This is a genomic window from Bifidobacterium sp. CP2 (genome assembly GCF_018555635.1).
GTDB lineage: Bacteria > Actinomycetota > Actinomycetes > Actinomycetales > Bifidobacteriaceae > Bifidobacterium > Bifidobacterium saguinibicoloris.
On the sequence record NZ_JAFEJX010000020.1, the window covers coordinates 19456 to 35274 of the forward strand.

The following is a 15819-nucleotide window of genomic DNA, read 5'->3' on the forward strand; positions in this document are numbered from 1 at the left end:
CCGCTCACGCGCTTTTCAGCCGGTAGCGCTGGATCGCCTCCCCGTGGAAACGCACCTTGGTGATCCGGCCCTCGCGGATCAGCTCGCGCAGGCCGGACGTGACTGCCAACGGCGTCATCCGCAGCTCGCGCAGGATCTCCCGGACGCTCATCGCGGAATGACGCTCCAGCACCGTGGTGATCGCCTTGGCGATGTCGCTGGGCGTGCCCGTGTCCGTGCGATGTTTGGTGATCGTCATCGTGAACGTGCTGATCGCGTTCACCGTGGTCGCCGGCTCGATGCCCGCCTCCCGCAGCGTGGCGGCGATGCGCTGGTAGCCGTCGCCGCCCGAGGGGTTCACGAAGCCGCCGCCCGGGTACGGCGTCGATTCGAGCAGTGTGAACAGGAACTGGTTGCGGGTGGAGACGAACGGCACGCCCGCCACCGGATGCGGGTTGGCGAGCACGTCATGCGTGACCGTGCCGTACAGGCCGCCGGGATTGGCGATCTCGATGCGGTCGGTAAACACGCTGATGGTGACCTGCGTGCCGCGCGCGTCGGGGGAGTAGTCGCGGTGGGTGAGCGCGTTCGCGATCGCCTCGCGCAGCGCCACGGGCGGATAGTCCGGCTGCTTCGCGCCGATCCAATGCATCAGCGACTCCACCGCGTCGTCGATCATCACCGGGATGGGGCCGACGATCGTCTTCGCGGCGACCAGCCGTTCGTCGCCGCGGAACACCTCGTCACGGCCCGTGCCCGGGAACACGGCGATCGAGATGGACAGGCGCGGATAGTATTTCTGCGGGTAGTGGCCCAATGCGAGCAGGCCGGCCAGCGTGGGGCGCAGCACGCCGACGCCGCGGGCGGCCACGTCCGAATCGTCATGCCGCAGCACGTCCAGGTCGAGCAGCATGTCCGTGTCGCCGCGCCCGTCGAACACGTGCGGATGCTGTTCGCGCACGCGCGCGAGCAGGCCGGAGACCAGGGTCGGATCCAGGTCGTCGGGGGTGGCGCGCGGCACCACGTCCAGATCGTATGTGGGCTGCAGATGCTCCTCGATGAGCCGGTCCACCTCGTATGAGGTCATGTGACGGTCGCCGTCGCCGGTGCGGATGAACGAGCCGCCGTGCGGTCCCAACGCCGTGGTGAAGCACGGCTTGTCGCGCGGCAGCATCTCGTCGACGCGCGCGAACACGAGGTTCGCGCCCTCGAACGGGCAGGTCACGATCACCGGACGCACCACCGGCGTCATCTTCTCGCACGCCTGACTCAACGCCTCCTGCATGGCGCGCGCGTTGAACCCCTCGACCGGCGTGAACCCCTCCTTCTCGGACAGTCCCAGGATGATCCAGCCGCCGGAGCCGTTCGAGAACGCGGAGAGCGTGTCCGTGATGGTCGAGGAGATGCGGCGCTTGCACTCCTTGACCTCGCACTGCTGCGTGTCGTTGCCGATCAGCCGCATCAGCTCGATCAGTTCGGTCATCTTCGCGGTGTAGTCATCGACCATGGCGGGCCTCCTTGCCACCATTGTGCCGCATGCCGGCGGGGCCACGCACTGCGGTGGTCCTCGCGGGAACCCGGTTCATCGACTGTTCACCCGTCATTCCTCCGTGCATTCCACGCCGTTCGCATGCGCGGGGAGTCCATGGGGCGGTTACGTTACCGGCTCGGTAGCGCTGGATGAATTCTAGGCCAAACGGGCCGTGGACGCGCATCGGCCCGCTTATGGTCGTAACCATGTTGTTCGGGAGGATGAGGCCGTCGGCGCCGGTGCGTCTGATACCGTGCGTCGTCGGCGGTCTGATCGTCCCTCTGGCCGACCATGCGGCGGTGCGGGCGACGCTCGGCCCGTTCGACGGCTGGTTCTGGCTGCGTGCGGCCGCCGTCACCCTCGTCCTGTACGCCGCGTTCACGGCGGGATGCCGGCTGATGGCGCATCGGGCGGGGACGTCCGGCGCCGTCCCGCGGCCCGTCCCGCGGTGGTCCGTCCCGCGACCTGTCCACCGGATCGTCCGCCGGCTCGCGAAGGCCGTGCACGGGGCGTCGGCACGGGTCGGGGCCTTCGGTCCGGCCGCACGGCTCGCCATCGCGGCCGCGATCATCCTGCTGTGCTGGACGCCCGTCATCATGCTGATGCTGCCGGGCACCATATGGTACGACACCGGCGACCAGATCACGCAGTTCCTGACCGTGGTCTCCTCGGGTGGCGCTTCGGGTTCCGTCTCGTCGCATCATCCGGTGTTCGACACCATCGTGTTCGGAGGGGCCGCATGGATCGGCCAGGCCGTCGCCGGGGACATCGGTGTGGGGCTCGGCGTCTATCTCGCCGTCCAGGTCGCGGTCACGTGCTCTGAGCTCGCCGGCGTATGCCTGTATGTGCACTCCCTGGGGCTGGGCCGGGCCGGGACGATCGTGATGCTCGCGTTCTTCGCGCTCTTCCCGGCGTTCCCCATCTTCACGATGTCCATCGTGAAGGACACCCTGCACATGATGTTCCTCATCCCGTGGCTCCTCATGGTCGTCGAGGCCACGCGCACGAGGCTCGCCGCGTTGGCTTCGCGCCGCTTTCTTATCGGGTTCGTCGTCGTGTCCTCGCTGTGCGCGCTGACCACGATGACCGGCCTCTATATCGTCGTGCTCACCTTGTGCTGCCTGCCGTTGACGCGCGGCCGGCGCGGCGTGCGGGCGGCGGCGGCCGGGTGCGCGGCCGCCGTGGCGCTGCTCTCGGGCGTGGCGTTCCCCGCCGCCGTGCGGGGCCCGCTTCACGTGCGCGCCGAGGACGCGAACCAGCTGCTGGTCGTGCCGATGCAGATGACGGCGCGGTATGCGCTCGACCATCCCGGTGACGTGACGTCCCACGAGCGCGGAATCATCGACAGGGTCAGCCGCGTGCCGTTCGAACGGATGCCGGAACGGTACAACCCGTATCTCGCCGACACGGTCATCCACTATTCGCTGCGCGACCCCGCGGCCGTGCCCGAGTATCTCGGCGTCTGGTTCGCCATGGGGCTTCGGCACCCCGATTCGTACGTCACGGCGTTCGTCTCGCTCGAATCGGGATGGTGCTCCCTCATGCGCACGCCTCTGAACACCACGAGCCGGGGCATCTCTCTGGATACGTTGGACCGGCGCGCCGGGGACGCGGTCGGCAACACCATGTGGTTCCAGATCAACGACGCCGTCAGCCCCTCGTTCCGTCCGCTGGCGAAGCGCATGGGACGCCTGCCGGGAGCGTCCACGGACCGTTCGGGCGCCTACCGTCTGTGGGACGGCTGGCGCGGCGCGCCGGTCGTGGGACTGCTCACGTTCACTGCGCTGTGGACGTTCATCCTGCCGTTGTTCCTCGTGTTCTGCCGCATCGGCCGCGGAGACGGGGGCCGCGCCGTCGATTCGTCCGTCGATTCGTCCGCCGCGCGGGGACGGGGACGCGCGTGGGTGCCGTTCGCCGTGCCGTTGGTCTGGTCGTTGGCGTCCCTGCTGCCCAACGCCATATCCGTCCCCCTCAAGCCGACGGCCACGCGCTACATGATGTGGGCCCTAGTGATGCTTCCGCTGCTGTTGGCCCTCCTGCGCGCCGATATGGCGGCGCCGGACCGGCTATGGGCCGAGGAGGCCGTGGGATTCGGTCCGCGGGCCGGCCGGCCGGGAAAGGACCGCCCATGAGACGCGGGCTTCTCCTCAACCTGATCGGCAACGTCGCGTTCTTCATCGCCGGATACGCGATCCACTGGTTCCTCGGTGGCTTCGCCTCCCCGGCCGACTACGGCGTCGTCGGCACGGTCATCACCGTGCTCGACTTCGAATACCTGTTCGTCAGCAACGGCGCACGCCAGTCGTTGTCGCGCAACATCGCGTCGCGCCGCTACGACGGCCGCCGCGTCATCGTGCGCACGATCGCCGTGCAGGCGGCGATCGTGGCCGCGTTCTTCCTCGCCGATTTCGCCGGCGCCCCGTTGTTCGGCCTGGCGTTGGGCGACGGCACGCTGGAACGGTATTTCCGCTACGCCGCGTTCCTCGTGCCCGCGAACGGCATGTACGTCGTGCTGCTCGGCATCAACGACGGTCTCCAGCGTTTCGGCCGCAGCGCGTTTCTCTCCACGTTCTATCCGATGGTGAAGCTCGGCACGATCCCGCTCATCATCCTCGTCTTCCCCCGTGAGCCGGTCATCGGCGTCGAAGTCGGCTACTGTGCGGCCATGGTCCTGACCATTCTCGTGGGCCTCGTCATGCTCGTCCCCGTCTGGCGGTCATTGCCCGCCGGGAACGGCGACGCGTTCCCGTGGCGCGCCGCGGCGCATGGCGTGCTCTCGTTCTCCCTGTTCTTCATCATGGCCTCGCTCGTGCTCAGCGCGGACACGCTCGTCGTCAAGGCCGAACTGCCCGACCGCATGGCCGGCTACTACACGGGTGCGATGAATTTCGGCAAGACCACGTATTACCTGCTGCAGGCGTTCGCCGTCATCATCCTGCCGGTCGTCTCGCATCTCATCGCCGCATCGAGACGCGACGAGGCGGTCGCCAGCGCGCGTGGGCTGTTCCTGCTCGCGTTCGCGCTCGTCGCGCCGATGGCCGTGACGATCTCGGCCACCGCCCCCGACCTGCTCGCCGCGTTCTATTCGGACCGTTACGTGGTCGCCGCGCCGGCGCTGTCATGCCTGGCGTTCTCCAGCTTCTTCATGGGGATCACGGTCATCCTCAACATGACGCTCAACGCGGAGCGGGACACGCGGTTCTCCGACCTGCTTTCGCTCGTCTGCCTGCCCGTCGTCCTCGCCGTGTTCGTCCTCGCCGCCAAGGCCGGCGGCATCACCGCCCTGGCTGCCGCCAGCATGGCGTGCACGGCGCTCATCATGGTGGTCTCCTATGCCGAGACGCGCAGACGGTTCGGCGACGTGATGGGCCGCAAGGCGTGGAGGGCCGTGGCGTGCGACGCCGCGCTGTGGGTCGTCATGTCCCTGCTCTCGCGGGTGCTCGACGTGGGGAGCTTCCTCACGCTCATGCTGCTGTACGCGGCGTTGTACGCCGCATTCGTCGCCCTGCTCATACCGCTGGGCGTCCTCGAACCGGCCCGGATCAGGGCGATGCTGACGCAACGGGACCGGACCCCGGACGGGGCCGCGGCCAACGGGAAGGATGGCAACTGATGCACGTATTCGTCCAGATACCCTGCCTCAACGAGGCCGGGACGCTGCCGCTCGTCATGGAGCGCATGCCGAAACGCATTCCGGGCGTCGACGAGCTCGACGTGATGATCATCGACGACGGCTGCACCGACGACACCGTCGCGGTGGCCAGACGGCTCGGCATCCGGCACATCGTACGGCACAACGGCACGATGGGACTGGCCCGCGCGTTCCGGGACGGTGTCGACTACGCGCTCAAACACGGCGCCGACATCGTCGTCAACACGGACGGCGACAACCAATACCCGTCCGAACGGATCGGCGACCTCGTCCGCCCCATCATCGAAGGGCGCGCCGACATCGTCGTCGGCGACCGGCAGACCGCCACCATCAAGGAGTTCAGCCCGTTCAAACGCCTCATGCAGCGTTTCGGCTCATGGGTGGTCAACCGCGCCGCCGGCACCCACATCCCCGACGCGGCCAGCGGGTTCCGCGCCTATTCGAAACGCTCGCTGCTCCAACTCAACATCCTCACCGAATTCAGCTACTGCATGGAGACGATCATCCAGGCCGGATACAAGCGCATCGCCATCACCTCCGTGCCCATCGTCACCAACCCCAAGACGCGCAGATCCCGCCTGTTCCACAACATCTTCGAACACATGGGCAAATCGGCGGGCGCCATCATCCGCAGCTTCCTCATGTTCCGCGCCCACTCCGTGTTCACCTGGTCCGCGGCCGTCCCCGGCATCGCCGCGGCCGTCATCTTCATCCGCTACCTGCTCTTCTACTTCGCCGGACAAGGGCACGGCCACACGCAGTCGCTGCTGCTCGGCGTCATGCTCTTCATCTGGATGGTCGTATCCCTGCTGCTGCTCATCGTCTCCGAAGTGATGCGCGCCCAGCGCAGACTCCAGGAGGACGAGCTCGAACGCATCAAGGAGATCGAATATTCGCCGGCCTCCCGAGGACTCTGGCAGCACGTCACCACCGTGCGCGACGCCGCGCACGACGCCGCGCACGACGCCGCCGACGTCGTCGCGGAAAGGACCGGCGAAACGGGGGAGACGGCATGGGGAACGAAGTGAACCGGACATCGGACCGGCAACCCATGCCAAGACGACGCCGATGGACGCGCGCCCTCGGACGCACGCCATGGTCGCGGCCCATCGCCATCGCCGCAATCGTCATCCTCCTGCTGGAACTGTTCGTCTTCAACCTGCCGTTCTGGCAGACGCTCGGTACGCGACCCACCCAGGCGCATGACGAAGGCGTCGGCAACGGCCTCGCCGTCGAACAGGGGAAAGTGGCCATCGTCACCGACCCGGAACACGCATGGCGCGACATCTCCGCCGACGAACCCATCGACTACCTCTACATCGACCACGCCGCCGCGGAACGCCCCCGCCAGGACGACGCCGTACGCTGGCAGGTGTCCACGATGAAACCCACCGACTCCGGCTGGTACGACGCCAACGCGGACGTCGGCTATTCACCGTCCGCGGAGTATTCGCGCTACCAGCGCATCGGCGACGGCTCCACGCACGTGCGTCTGCGCTACCAAATGGCCAAAGGCGCGGTCATCCCATACAACACGATCACCGTCAACCCCCGCATACCGATGCGGTTCAGCCCCATCCGCCTCACCGTCGAAATCCTGACCGCACTGCTCGTCATCATGTTCAGACCCGCCTCGCCGCTGTACCGCAGACGGCTCGCACTCCACCGGCGCGCATGCCTCGTCCCCGTCGCCGTCTGCGCCGCGATCACCTGCATCCTGCCGCTTGCCCTGTTCGCCATGGCCGCGCCACAGGAAAGCCCCGACCCCGTGTATTGGGACACCTTCGCCTCCTACCAGGCCACCGACCAATACCAGCGTCTCGCCGACGCGATCCTCCACGGCAGAACATGGCTCGACTATCCGGTCAACGGCGCGCTCGCCGCCATGGACAACCCGTACGACACCCGCCTGCGCACCCTGACCGCGTTGAACCACCCCGATACGCCGGTCTACTTCGACGTGGCGTTCCATGACGGACGATACTACTCGTATTTCGGCGTACTGCCCGCGCTGCTGCTGTTCGCCCCGTTCAAGGCCCTCACCGGCATGCGGCTGCCGACGAACGCCGGCGTCGCGATCGCCGTGCTGATGGCCGGCGTCGCCACGGCGCTGCTCTGCATCCAATTGGCCCGGCTCCTCGGCCGACGCCGTCCGGTCTCGCTCGGCGCCGCCATGCTCGGCATGACCGCGATGATGTTCGGCAACGGCATCGCGATGCTCGTCCAGCTCGGCCTGTTCTATCAGATCCCGCAGGAGATGGCCGTCGCGTTCGCCGCGTTCGGTCTTTCGCTGTGGATCGAGGCGAAGCTGCGGGGCCTGGAACGTCATCTGCCGCTGCTCGCCGCGGGTTCGGCGTGCATGGCGTTGACCATAGCGAGCAGGCCGCAGGTCATCCTCGCCACGCTCGTCGCGATCCCGCTGTTCTCCGACGAGATCCGCACGCTGTGGACGCGGGGCCTGCGCAGCCTGCGCGCCGCACGGCATGAAGCGGTGGTGTGGGCGTGGGCCGTCCTGCCGTATCTTGCGGTCTTCCTGCCGCAGTTCGCATACAACCGGGCGCGGTTCGGCAAATTCACCGATTTCGGCGCGACGTACAATCTCACCGGATACGACATGCCCCATGCGGATGCGCCGCTCACCCAGTACCTCTCGTTCGTGTTCCAGTATCTGTTCCAGCCGCCGAACCTGACCTCGCATTTCCCGTTCGTCCAGCCGCAGACCGTCCCGTTGACCACGTGGCGCAGCGAGCATCCGATGTTCGGCGGCTGGCTGTTCACCGCGGCGCCGTTCGCGCTGCTCCTGTTCACGGTGCTCGTGTGGCGTTTCGCGCTTCGTCGTCTCGCCGCGACGCGTCTCGTCGTCGGCGCGTCGGCGGCATTCGCGCTGACGTTCGTCATCGACGCGCGCGTCACGGGCGTGGACTTCCGTTATGAGATCGACTTCGGGTTCATGATCATGATCGCCGTGCTCGTCCTCCTGTACGCGGTCGACGCCGCGTTGAACGCGCCGGCGGATGTGGGGGAGATGTCGAAGATGGGGGAGACGGGAAGTCCGGTGGAGGCGGCCGGTCCGTTGCTCCGGCGGGAGGTTGGCTTGCGGGAGGTCAGTTTGCGGGATGCCGATTGGAGGGATGTCGCGCGGCGTCTCACGTTCGGATGGTTCGCCGCCGGCGTCGTGGCCGCGTTCCTGTTCCTCGTGTGCAAGCAGTTCGCCTCGGGCATGAACATGCCGGTCGCCGTCTGGTGGGATACGGCATCCTGGTTCGTGTTCATGTGAGCGTCTCCCGGCTCACCGTTCGGCGTCGAAGCTGATGGTGAGGGTGCGGCCCATGCCGTGGGCGAGCGCCTCCAGCGTCTTGAACGACGGGTTGATGTGCGCCTGTTCGATGCGTTGGATGGTGATGCGTGAGACGCCGGTCGCGTCGGCCAGCTGCTGCTGCGTCATGCCGATCTCCTTGCGCGCCTTGAGGAGCGCGGCGCCCACCTCCGGGTAGATGCGTGGTTTGTCGGATGCGGTCGTGTTGCCGTTGGTCATGGGGGTTCTCCTCTCACACGGTGCCGGTGCCGGCGTTGATGTTGAACGTGGGGCCGGAGACCGGGGCGAGCAGCACGCGGCCGACGCCGCGGTACACGTTCACCAGGCCTTCGCCGCTCGCGGCGGAGCCGATCAGCGTTTTGCCGGAGCGTTCCACCGTGAACTGCAGGCCGCTGGTCCACGCGATGGCGAAGTTGCCGTCGATCTTCAGTTCGTCGTTCTCCAGGTCGACGGTGATGAGTTCGGACGAGGGGACGGGGGATTCCAACGCGACCGTGCCTTGTCCTTCAAGCGCGAGGTTGAACAGTCCCTCGCCGCCGGCGACCATCGCGCTCGGACGCGACACCATCACCGCACGCTGCCGTACGGTGGACGCGCACGCGTAGAACAGGCCGTCGTTGACGGTCATCGAACCGCCCATCTGCGCCGGGTCGATGAGCAGGATGTGCCGGTACGTGGGTTCGAGCACCAGCGTGCCGATGCCCTGGTATTCGGGTTTGACCGCCGACTCCTTGGTCACGGCGCCGCGCGCCATCTTGCCGATGAAATCGCCCACGCCCTTGACTCCCGTGGTGGCCTGGATGTGGCCTGCGGTCCACTGCATGGCGCCCGCCTGCACGGTGATGCCGGTCTTGCCGTCGAGCGTGCACACCACCTGACGGCGGCGCACGTTCATCTCGGACGCGAAATACGCGCCCGCCGCGCCCCCGTAGTCGACGGACAGGTCGCGTTTCCATTCGATGACTTGGAACGGCCCCTGCCTCGCGACGATGGCGACGTCGTCGTTGTCGGTGAAGTTGTAGATGCGCATGGCAGCTCCTTTGCCGTGACGGTTCATGATGCGGGGGATTCCGCTCGCACACCAACATACCTCATCGCCGCACGAACCGGCCTGTGGCCCGTGACCGCATGGAGCGTGCCTTCCGGCAACATCCATCGCATCTGGCCCGGCCAGACCGTCACTTACCGCGGCAGCAGCGTGCCGACCGCGAGTACTGGCACCGGTACGCGGATCCACGTCGTGAGAAGCGGCGAGACGCTGAGCGGTATCTTCGACACTTCCGGCTGGCAGCGCGTCGCACAGCTCAACAATCTCAGGAACCCGAACCTAAGCTACCCCGGACAACAGCTGCGCTACTAGACGCGTGCCGTCCGTCTGCGGCCTTCGGCACCGCGCCGAAGGCCGCCACTCCCATACCCAAACCAACCTAAGGAGAAGATTCATGGATATTTCCGCAGCGACCACCCTCGCCGCCGGCATCGTCGCCCTCGTCGCACCTGCCTTGGTGCAGGCGTTCAAGAAGTACATCCCCGCCGACTACGTGGGCCTGACCAGCCTCGGCGTGAGCATCCTGCTCGGCGTCATCGGCGTCGCACAGGCCGTCTACACCTTGGTGAACCAAGCGTTCAACGGCAAGCTCAGCAAAGACCATGAAGCCGAATACACTCAATGATTTAAGCCCGTCTCGTGTTGCCATGCACGAGACAGGCTTTTTCTTGTGTGGGAACCAACCTAAAGGTTATTTAGTATCCATCCCGAATCCCTTGTTCACAGGATCGTCGGTTTTTCTTCGGCGGCTCGACGGAGTTGGTCCGATGCTGGTTGATTCAGGAAGGCAAGCTGGTGTTGTCAGTTCCATCCACCGACGAGTTCGAGGCAGCAGTGGCCCGTCACCGAGTGTCCTCGGTAGGTGCCGACCACTTGACTTGCGCCTTCGTATTTGCGTCCTGAGGGGTTCGGCGAAGCGATTTCCTGTTCGTCCATGATGGATGTGACGGTGAGTTTCGCTTCCCATTCGGGGATGGAGATAGTCCATCCGGTTGGGTATTTCATGCCGGTCACGGGGCTTTCCCACACGTTGAAGGAGTCGTCGACCATCGGATCCACGCCGGCGGAAGATTGGGTGCCGTCCTCGTGCAGGACGCTGGCCCAGCAATGTTCGCTGCCGGTGGCCAGTTCGGTTACACCCCATAGGCTGATCACGTCGGGATCGTTGTCGAAGCAGAGGTTCATCCACAGCCATTTGCAGTTGTAGCCGTCCTTGAGGCTTCTGCCTTTGGGCATGCCGGCGAACTGACGGTCCATCCATACCATCCCCTCCACCTCGTGGCGCTGGCCGTCGAGAGTGATGACGCCTTTGGCGGCCATGTGCGGGAACGAGTATTGGTAGTTGGCCACTCCGGCGATCTGGAAGTAGCCGGTACCGAGACTGTAGAGTGGGTATCCGGTGCCGTGCAGGTCGAGGTAGATGGATCCGTCCGGCATGGCCGATGCGATGCGCATGTTGTCGAGGTCGCCTTCGATGACGTCCTTGTCGGTGTGGATGTGCAGTCCCTGGCCTGCGACTTGTCCTCGCCTGACCTTGTAAAAGCGGTCTTCGTGACGGTAGATGCGTCCGGTCTCATCGGTGATGGACAGCACGCTGTTGATCATGCGCACCGGCAGGTATTTGGAGAGCTGCAGGACGCTGACGTGGTACATGAAGTCAAGGGTGTGGCCGCCCGTCTCGAAATGACCGACCCAGAACCATGAGTTGCCGGCTTTGTCGGTGCGTATGAATGTGTCTTGGATGGGATCCACCAGCGGTTCGGTGCCGTGGTGGAAGGTGCGGATGTTGTGGGTCAGCGAGTTGTTCGTGGTGTTCATCATGTCTCGTTTCGTTTTGGTTCCGTGTTGTCTGTTGATGCGTTGTCGTTTCGGTCACTGTCCGACGAGAGTCCGTTTCGTCGTGCCTCGGTGCGTTCGAGTCGCCAGAAGCGCCGTGATGAGGGCGGCCGCGAGGATGACTGCGATGGCGGCGAATGCCAGCGTCGAGCCGAGTATGGATTGCGCGTGTCCGGTGGCGGTGGGCGCGAGGGTGGTGGACAGCGCGGAGATGGATACGATGAGGGCTGTGCCCATCGAGGAGGCGATCTGTCCGACGGTGTTGGTCACGCTTTGCGCGTGTCCGATGTTTTCGTTGTCGAGCGCGTTGATGCCCCAGGTGTTCACCGGGGTCATGGCGAACATGAGTCCCGTGTAGAGCACGGTGTAGGCGCATGCCGTGAGGATAACCGAGGCGTCCGCGCCGAGCAGAGCCATGAGCACGCCGCCGATGGTCATGACCGTCAGGCCGGGCAGGGCGACCTTGCGGATGCCGTATTTGTCGAACATGCGGCCCGAGACGATGCCGCAGCATGCGCCGATGAGGGCGCCGGGAAGCACGGCGAGCCCGCTGGCGGTGGCGGATGCGCCGAGCACGGTCTGGATGAACATCGGCACCATGACGTTGCAACCCATGAGGGCCGCCTGCATGCATGCCACGATGATCACCGAATGCGCGTAGGTGCGGTTGGCGAGGATTCCGACGCGCAGCATCGGTTCCTTCGCCTTGAGCTGTCGGCGCACGAACACGGCCACGAGCAGCACGCCGACGACGATCAGCGAGACGGTGAGCATCATGTTGCCGGTGGACGTGAACGTGGACAGCCCGTACAACAGGCATGCCAGACCGACCGAGGAGAGCAGCACGGAGACAAGGTCGAACGCACCCGGTTGGAAGCCGTCGAAGTTACGCAGGTAGACGGCGGCCAACGCGATGACGATCAGCGAGACTGCCGCCATGATGACGAACAGCGTGCGCCAGCCGAACGAGTCGATGATCACGCCGGAGACGGACGGGCCGAGCGCCGGGGCGAAACCGACGACGAGTCCTGTGATGCCCATTGCCGTACCGCGGCTTTCCTTGGGGAATACGAGCAGGATCACCGCGGTGACCATCGGCATGATCGCGCCGGTGCACAGGGCCTGCAGCACCCGGCCGACCATGAGCAGGGGGAAGATCGACGCGAATGCGGCGACGAGACTGCCGGCCGCGAACAATGAGATGCATCCAATGAACAGCCTGCGGGTGGAGAAACGCCCCATGAGGAACGCGGCGAGCGGGATGACCATCGCCTCGACCAGAGAATAGCCGCTGGACAGCCACTGAACGGTGGTGGAATCCACCCCGAGGTCCTTCATGATGGACGGCAGCGCCGGCGTGACCACCGACATGTTGAGCACGGCCAGCAATGTGCCCATGAGCAGCACGATGACCATGATCCATTGTTTTCTGTTGATGCCAAGTTTCACAATAACACTCCGATAAGCAATAGTTATTGATTATTCAACGAGCATCAATTATTATCGAAACGCAACGGATGACAACCACCGATATGCGACATTTCTCGCTTATTCGACGATTCGCCTGAATCGTCGAACAACCCACGGCTTATGGGACGGAGCGGGAATGACGCTACCGGCAGAGCGAAAGGAGCATGGTGACCGATCTGCGCATCGTCAAAACCCGCAAGGCAATCCGCGAGGCGTTCCTGCGCCTACGGGCATCAGGAGTTCCGGTCTCGAAGGTCAAGGTCAAGGGCATCTGCGACCTTGCGCTCGTCAACCCGAGCACGTTCTACAAGCATTACCTCGACGTATACGACCTCAACGACAAGCTTGAGGACGAGACCATCGACGCGATGCTGGAGCATTACCCCGACAAGGACAAGATCCTGTCCGATCCACCCGCATTCCTCAATGGCTGGAGGCCGGCCATCGACAGCCAGATCGACGATCTGCGCGTCCTGTTCGCAGGCCGCCCCGAAGCCATGTTCCGCAAAATCGAATCGACGCTCGTCGAACGTTACTCCGCCCGAGCAGCGAACGAACGCGAGCGCATCGCCGCCGTCTTCTCCATCGCCGGGGCCCTCCACTCGCTTGGCCTGCTCAAGCTGGAAGGCGGACAAAGCGACGACGAGATCATCGCGGCGGTCGTCGAAAACCTCAACGCCATTGCCGCTCGGATCCCCGACGGACGATAACGAACACCCCCTATACGAATCAACGGCATCATCACACGGATACTCTTTAATCATCTAGTCGATCATCATGGAACAGATAACAGAACGTCATCTCATCCCCTCGTCGGCATCGCGATTTGCCGCATCGATACTGACCGCGCTGGTCTTCGTCGTCGCGCTGAATCTGCGAGCCCCGCTCGCATCCGTCGGCCCGCTGCTGCCACGGATAGGGGCGTCCGAACATCTCAACGCGACGATGTAGGGTCTGCTCGCCTCGTTGCCTATCCTCGCGTTCGCCGCCGTCTCCCCGATGGCGCACCGGGCCGCCGGACGCATCGGCATCGAACGCACCGTGCTGGCCGCGATGGTGTTCCTGACGCTCGGCATTGTGATCCGTTCGGCATGCGGCACCATCGGACTGTAGGCCGGCACGTTCGTCATCGGTTGCTCGATCGCGGTGGGCAACGTTCTGGTGCCGGCCATAGTCAAACGCGATTACCCCGGTCACGCATCACTTGCCACCGGCATGTACTCCGCATACATGACCGGCATGGCCGCGTTCGCCTCGGCCGTGACATTGCCCCTGTCCGATGCGATCGGGCGGCGGGGCACGCTCGGCATCTGGGCCATTCCCGCCGGAATCGTCACGCTGCTGTAGCTGTGGCGTTCGCGGGTGAACGCGCCAAGGACGGCCGTGGGCGCGGGAACCGTCGCAGGCTCGGACCCGGAGCGCCGTCGCACCCGCATAGCCATCGTCTCTGCGGCGTTCAGGCACAACATCGGGTCGGGAATGAACCCGCTCACGGTCGTCGCCTCGGGGATTCCACGATGAACGAAGGATTCGGCCGACGAGGCATACGAGAAGGCGTACGCGATGATGCGCCGACTCGGCATCGCATATCTGACCGGCAAACAGTGGCGCAACCTGTCCGAAGGCGAGCGCACGAGGGTGATGATCTCCCGCGCGCTCGTCTCGCCGGCGGATCTCCTGATCTTCGATGAACCGACCACTGGCCTTGATCTGGGTGGCCGTGAAACGGTGTTGCGAGAACTGTCGGCGCTGGCCTCGCGAGGGGACGAGCGCACGATGCTACTCGTCACGCATCGGGTGGAGGACATCCCCGCCGGATTCGACCATATCGCGATGATGGGCCGAATGATGGAACACGAGTGCATGACATACCTCGACACGCATCCGCGCATCTACGCCACACTTGACGGCAACACGACACCGGGAACCATCACGTTCACCGGACCACTTGACGAAGGACTTACCGACGAACGTCTCGAATCGATGTTCGGCGTCCCCGCTACACGTAGAGCGAACCGGGCAGCGATGAAGGGCCTCGCACCGGCTGCGTTTCGCATGAGCGGTCCGAATGAATGCCTCGTCGCCGGTTCCAGTGCTCCTCAGTCGTTCCGTCTCATTTGACTGGGGAACACTGGTGCCGTTGTGGACACAACCGGGACACAATGACCGCGGAGAACAGCGAAATCAATGGCAAACAGCGAATCTCGTAAATATCACCAAAACGGCGTCATTGCAACGAAAACGAGCTTAACGAAGTTCACGATAATCAGCGAAGCGACCCTTCAAAATAACAAGGGGCTACTCAGTCATCAACTGTATTGTTGTAGGACATGATTGCTGGGATTCCCTAAGGCAGAGTTCTAACTGGATGATTGTTCGGAGGCTTGTGGAGGCTTGAGCACTGGGTGTTATTCCGGGAGAGCACCGGGGTTATTGCGGCTTGGTGCCACTGTGTTTTTCATCTGGATGTTCTGGTTCTTAGTCGAAGATTGACTCGTCCCGTCCCGGAATGCGCAGATTGCGCAGTTCTCCGTCACAGCGCTCGTGCCCGGCACGCATCATGTGCTGTTTTCGCGGACCTAATTCCGCGTCGCGCAGCATGCAGGTGCGGTCGCTCAGTTTGAAGTCACGGCGTTTGAAATGGTCGGTGCCGGACAGTGCGGGCCAATCGGGTCGGGTGGGGGGTGTTCCTATGTTTTTGTCAATTCCGTAGGGGGTTGATGTGTCGGGTTTTGTTTGGTTGTCGTGGGCGTGCTTCGCCTTGCCGGTGGCGGCTGGTGTGTTCGTTCTTCGTGGTGTTCAGGCGGCGAGGGTCGGTTCCTGGTAGAGGGTGCCGTTCTTGAGCATGCTGTAGATGACATCGCAGCGGCGTCGGGCGAGGCAGATGACGGCGGCGTTGTGGTGTTTTCCTTGTTCGCGTTTGCGGTTGTAGTAGGCGATGGAGGGCGGGTGCTTGGTGGACGCGACGAACGCGGATTGCCATAATG

The 15819-nt window shown here is 64.5% G+C and carries 15 protein-coding genes and 2 pseudogenes; 10 read left to right on the plus strand and 7 right to left on the minus strand.

Annotation, left to right across the window (positions count from 1 at the left end; translation table 11 throughout):
* Positions 1-4: 4 nt before the first annotated feature.
* Positions 5-1486, minus strand: a complete 1482-nt coding sequence (locus JS531_RS10600; protein ID WP_214315803.1) for an ATP-binding protein — start codon at positions 1484-1486, stop codon at positions 5-7.
* 230 nt (positions 1487-1716) lie between these two features.
* Here JS531_RS10600 and JS531_RS10605 point away from each other — a divergent pair, with 230 nt between their 5' ends.
* The 4 genes from JS531_RS10605 to JS531_RS10620 are packed head-to-tail and all read left to right on the plus strand — an operon-like array spanning position 1717 to position 8439.
* Positions 1717-3642: a DUF6020 family protein gene (locus JS531_RS10605; RefSeq protein ID WP_214315804.1), complete on the plus strand. Its 1926-nt coding sequence runs from the start codon at positions 1717-1719 to the stop codon at positions 3640-3642.
* Positions 3639-5123, plus strand: coding sequence for a lipopolysaccharide biosynthesis protein (locus tag JS531_RS10610; protein ID WP_214315805.1), 1485 nt, complete (start codon positions 3639-3641; stop codon positions 5121-5123). The genes JS531_RS10605 and JS531_RS10610 overlap by 4 nt, the downstream gene beginning before the upstream one ends.
* Positions 5123-6190, plus strand: a complete 1068-nt coding sequence (locus JS531_RS10615) for a glycosyltransferase family 2 protein (protein WP_214315806.1) — start codon at positions 5123-5125, stop codon at positions 6188-6190. Before JS531_RS10610 ends, JS531_RS10615 begins: the two co-directional genes overlap by 1 nt.
* Positions 6175-8439, plus strand: coding sequence for a hypothetical protein (locus JS531_RS10620; protein WP_214315807.1), 2265 nt, complete (start codon positions 6175-6177; stop codon positions 8437-8439). Before JS531_RS10615 ends, JS531_RS10620 begins: the two co-directional genes overlap by 16 nt.
* Positions 8440-8451: 12 nt before the next feature.
* Here JS531_RS10620 and JS531_RS10625 read toward each other — a convergent pair whose 3' ends face one another.
* Both JS531_RS10625 and JS531_RS10630 read right to left on the minus strand, forming a co-directional pair.
* Positions 8452-8697, minus strand: a complete 246-nt coding sequence (locus JS531_RS10625; RefSeq protein ID WP_214315808.1) for a helix-turn-helix transcriptional regulator — start codon at positions 8695-8697, stop codon at positions 8452-8454.
* Between the two features lie 13 nt (positions 8698-8710).
* On the minus strand, positions 8711-9508 hold the full coding sequence (locus tag JS531_RS10630) for an AIM24 family protein (protein WP_214315809.1): 798 nt from the start codon (positions 9506-9508) through the stop codon (positions 8711-8713).
* Positions 9509-9523: 15 nt separating this feature from the next.
* Here JS531_RS10630 and JS531_RS10635 point away from each other — a divergent pair, with 15 nt between their 5' ends.
* Positions 9524-9838, plus strand: coding sequence for a LysM domain-containing protein (locus JS531_RS10635; protein ID WP_346427787.1), 315 nt, complete (start codon positions 9524-9526; stop codon positions 9836-9838).
* 82 nt (positions 9839-9920) lie between these two features.
* The gene (locus JS531_RS10640) at positions 9921-10151 is read left to right on the plus strand and encodes a hypothetical protein (protein WP_214315811.1); all 231 of its coding nucleotides are present in this window, start codon (positions 9921-9923) and stop codon (positions 10149-10151) included.
* Positions 10152-10327: 176 nt separating this feature from the next.
* Here JS531_RS10640 and JS531_RS10645 read toward each other — a convergent pair whose 3' ends face one another.
* Together JS531_RS10645 and JS531_RS10650 are read right to left on the minus strand one after the other, a co-directional pair.
* Positions 10328-11347, minus strand: a complete 1020-nt coding sequence (locus JS531_RS10645; protein WP_169274747.1) for a lipocalin family protein — start codon at positions 11345-11347, stop codon at positions 10328-10330.
* Positions 11348-11398: 51 nt separating this feature from the next.
* Positions 11399-12811 (minus strand): DHA2 family efflux MFS transporter permease subunit, encoded by a 1413-nt coding sequence (locus tag JS531_RS10650; protein WP_214315813.1) that lies wholly within the window; start codon positions 12809-12811, stop codon positions 11399-11401.
* A gap of 185 nt (positions 12812-12996) precedes the next feature.
* On the opposite strand from JS531_RS10650, the gene JS531_RS10655 reads away from it, so the two are divergent.
* The 3 genes from JS531_RS10655 to JS531_RS10665 all read left to right on the plus strand — a co-directional run bounded on the left by JS531_RS10655 (position 12997) and on the right by JS531_RS10665 (position 13945).
* Positions 12997-13542 (plus strand): TetR/AcrR family transcriptional regulator, encoded by a 546-nt coding sequence (locus tag JS531_RS10655; protein ID WP_051922767.1) that lies wholly within the window; start codon positions 12997-12999, stop codon positions 13540-13542.
* 67 nt (positions 13543-13609) lie between these two features.
* Entirely contained in the window at positions 13610-13783 is a 174-nt protein-coding gene (locus JS531_RS10660) for a hypothetical protein (RefSeq protein ID WP_214315815.1), read from the plus strand.
* A gap of 15 nt (positions 13784-13798) precedes the next feature.
* A complete protein-coding gene (locus JS531_RS10665; protein ID WP_214315816.1) occupies positions 13799-13945 on the plus strand; it encodes a hypothetical protein in 147 nt (48 codons plus the stop codon).
* An 80-nt stretch (positions 13946-14025) separates the two neighbouring features.
* Here the strand turns inward: JS531_RS10665 and JS531_RS10670 are convergent, their stop codons facing one another.
* Positions 14026-14325, minus strand: a complete 300-nt coding sequence (locus tag JS531_RS10670; protein WP_214315817.1) for a hypothetical protein — start codon at positions 14323-14325, stop codon at positions 14026-14028.
* A 64-nt stretch (positions 14326-14389) separates the two neighbouring features.
* On the opposite strand from JS531_RS10670, the pseudogene JS531_RS10675 reads away from it, so the two are divergent.
* A pseudogene (locus JS531_RS10675) lies at positions 14390-14953 on the plus strand (ATP-binding cassette domain-containing protein); the annotation flags it as partial.
* 678 nt (positions 14954-15631) lie between these two features.
* Here JS531_RS10675 and JS531_RS10680 read toward each other — a convergent pair.
* Positions 15632-15819, minus strand: a pseudogene (locus JS531_RS10680) (IS110 family transposase); the annotation flags it as partial.

What these genes read in the sequence shown, in the direction of transcription:
- JS531_RS10615 (WP_214315806.1), top strand. Translation starts at nt 5,123, where the DNA reads ATGCACGTATTCGTCCAGATACCCTGCCTCAACGAGGCCGGGACGCTG.
- JS531_RS10655 (WP_051922767.1), top strand. Translation starts at nt 12,997, where the DNA reads ATGGTGACCGATCTGCGCATCGTCAAAACCCGCAAGGCAATCCGCGAG.
- JS531_RS10605 (WP_214315804.1), top strand. Translation starts at nt 1,717, where the DNA reads ATGTTGTTCGGGAGGATGAGGCCGTCGGCGCCGGTGCGTCTGATACCG.
- JS531_RS10640 (WP_214315811.1), top strand. Translation starts at nt 9,921, where the DNA reads ATGGATATTTCCGCAGCGACCACCCTCGCCGCCGGCATCGTCGCCCTC.
- JS531_RS10610 (WP_214315805.1), top strand. Translation starts at nt 3,639, where the DNA reads ATGAGACGCGGGCTTCTCCTCAACCTGATCGGCAACGTCGCGTTCTTC.
- JS531_RS10620 (WP_214315807.1), top strand. Translation starts at nt 6,175, where the DNA reads ATGGGGAACGAAGTGAACCGGACATCGGACCGGCAACCCATGCCAAGA.
- JS531_RS10630 (WP_214315809.1), bottom strand. Translation starts at nt 9,508, where the DNA reads ATGCGCATCTACAACTTCACCGACAACGACGACGTCGCCATCGTCGCG.
- JS531_RS10600 (WP_214315803.1), bottom strand. Translation starts at nt 1,486, where the DNA reads ATGGTCGATGACTACACCGCGAAGATGACCGAACTGATCGAGCTGATG.
- JS531_RS10660 (WP_214315815.1), top strand. Translation starts at nt 13,610, where the DNA reads ATGGAACAGATAACAGAACGTCATCTCATCCCCTCGTCGGCATCGCGA.
- JS531_RS10625 (WP_214315808.1), bottom strand. Translation starts at nt 8,697, where the DNA reads ATGACCAACGGCAACACGACCGCATCCGACAAACCACGCATCTACCCG.
- JS531_RS10645 (WP_169274747.1), bottom strand. Translation starts at nt 11,347, where the DNA reads ATGATGAACACCACGAACAACTCGCTGACCCACAACATCCGCACCTTC.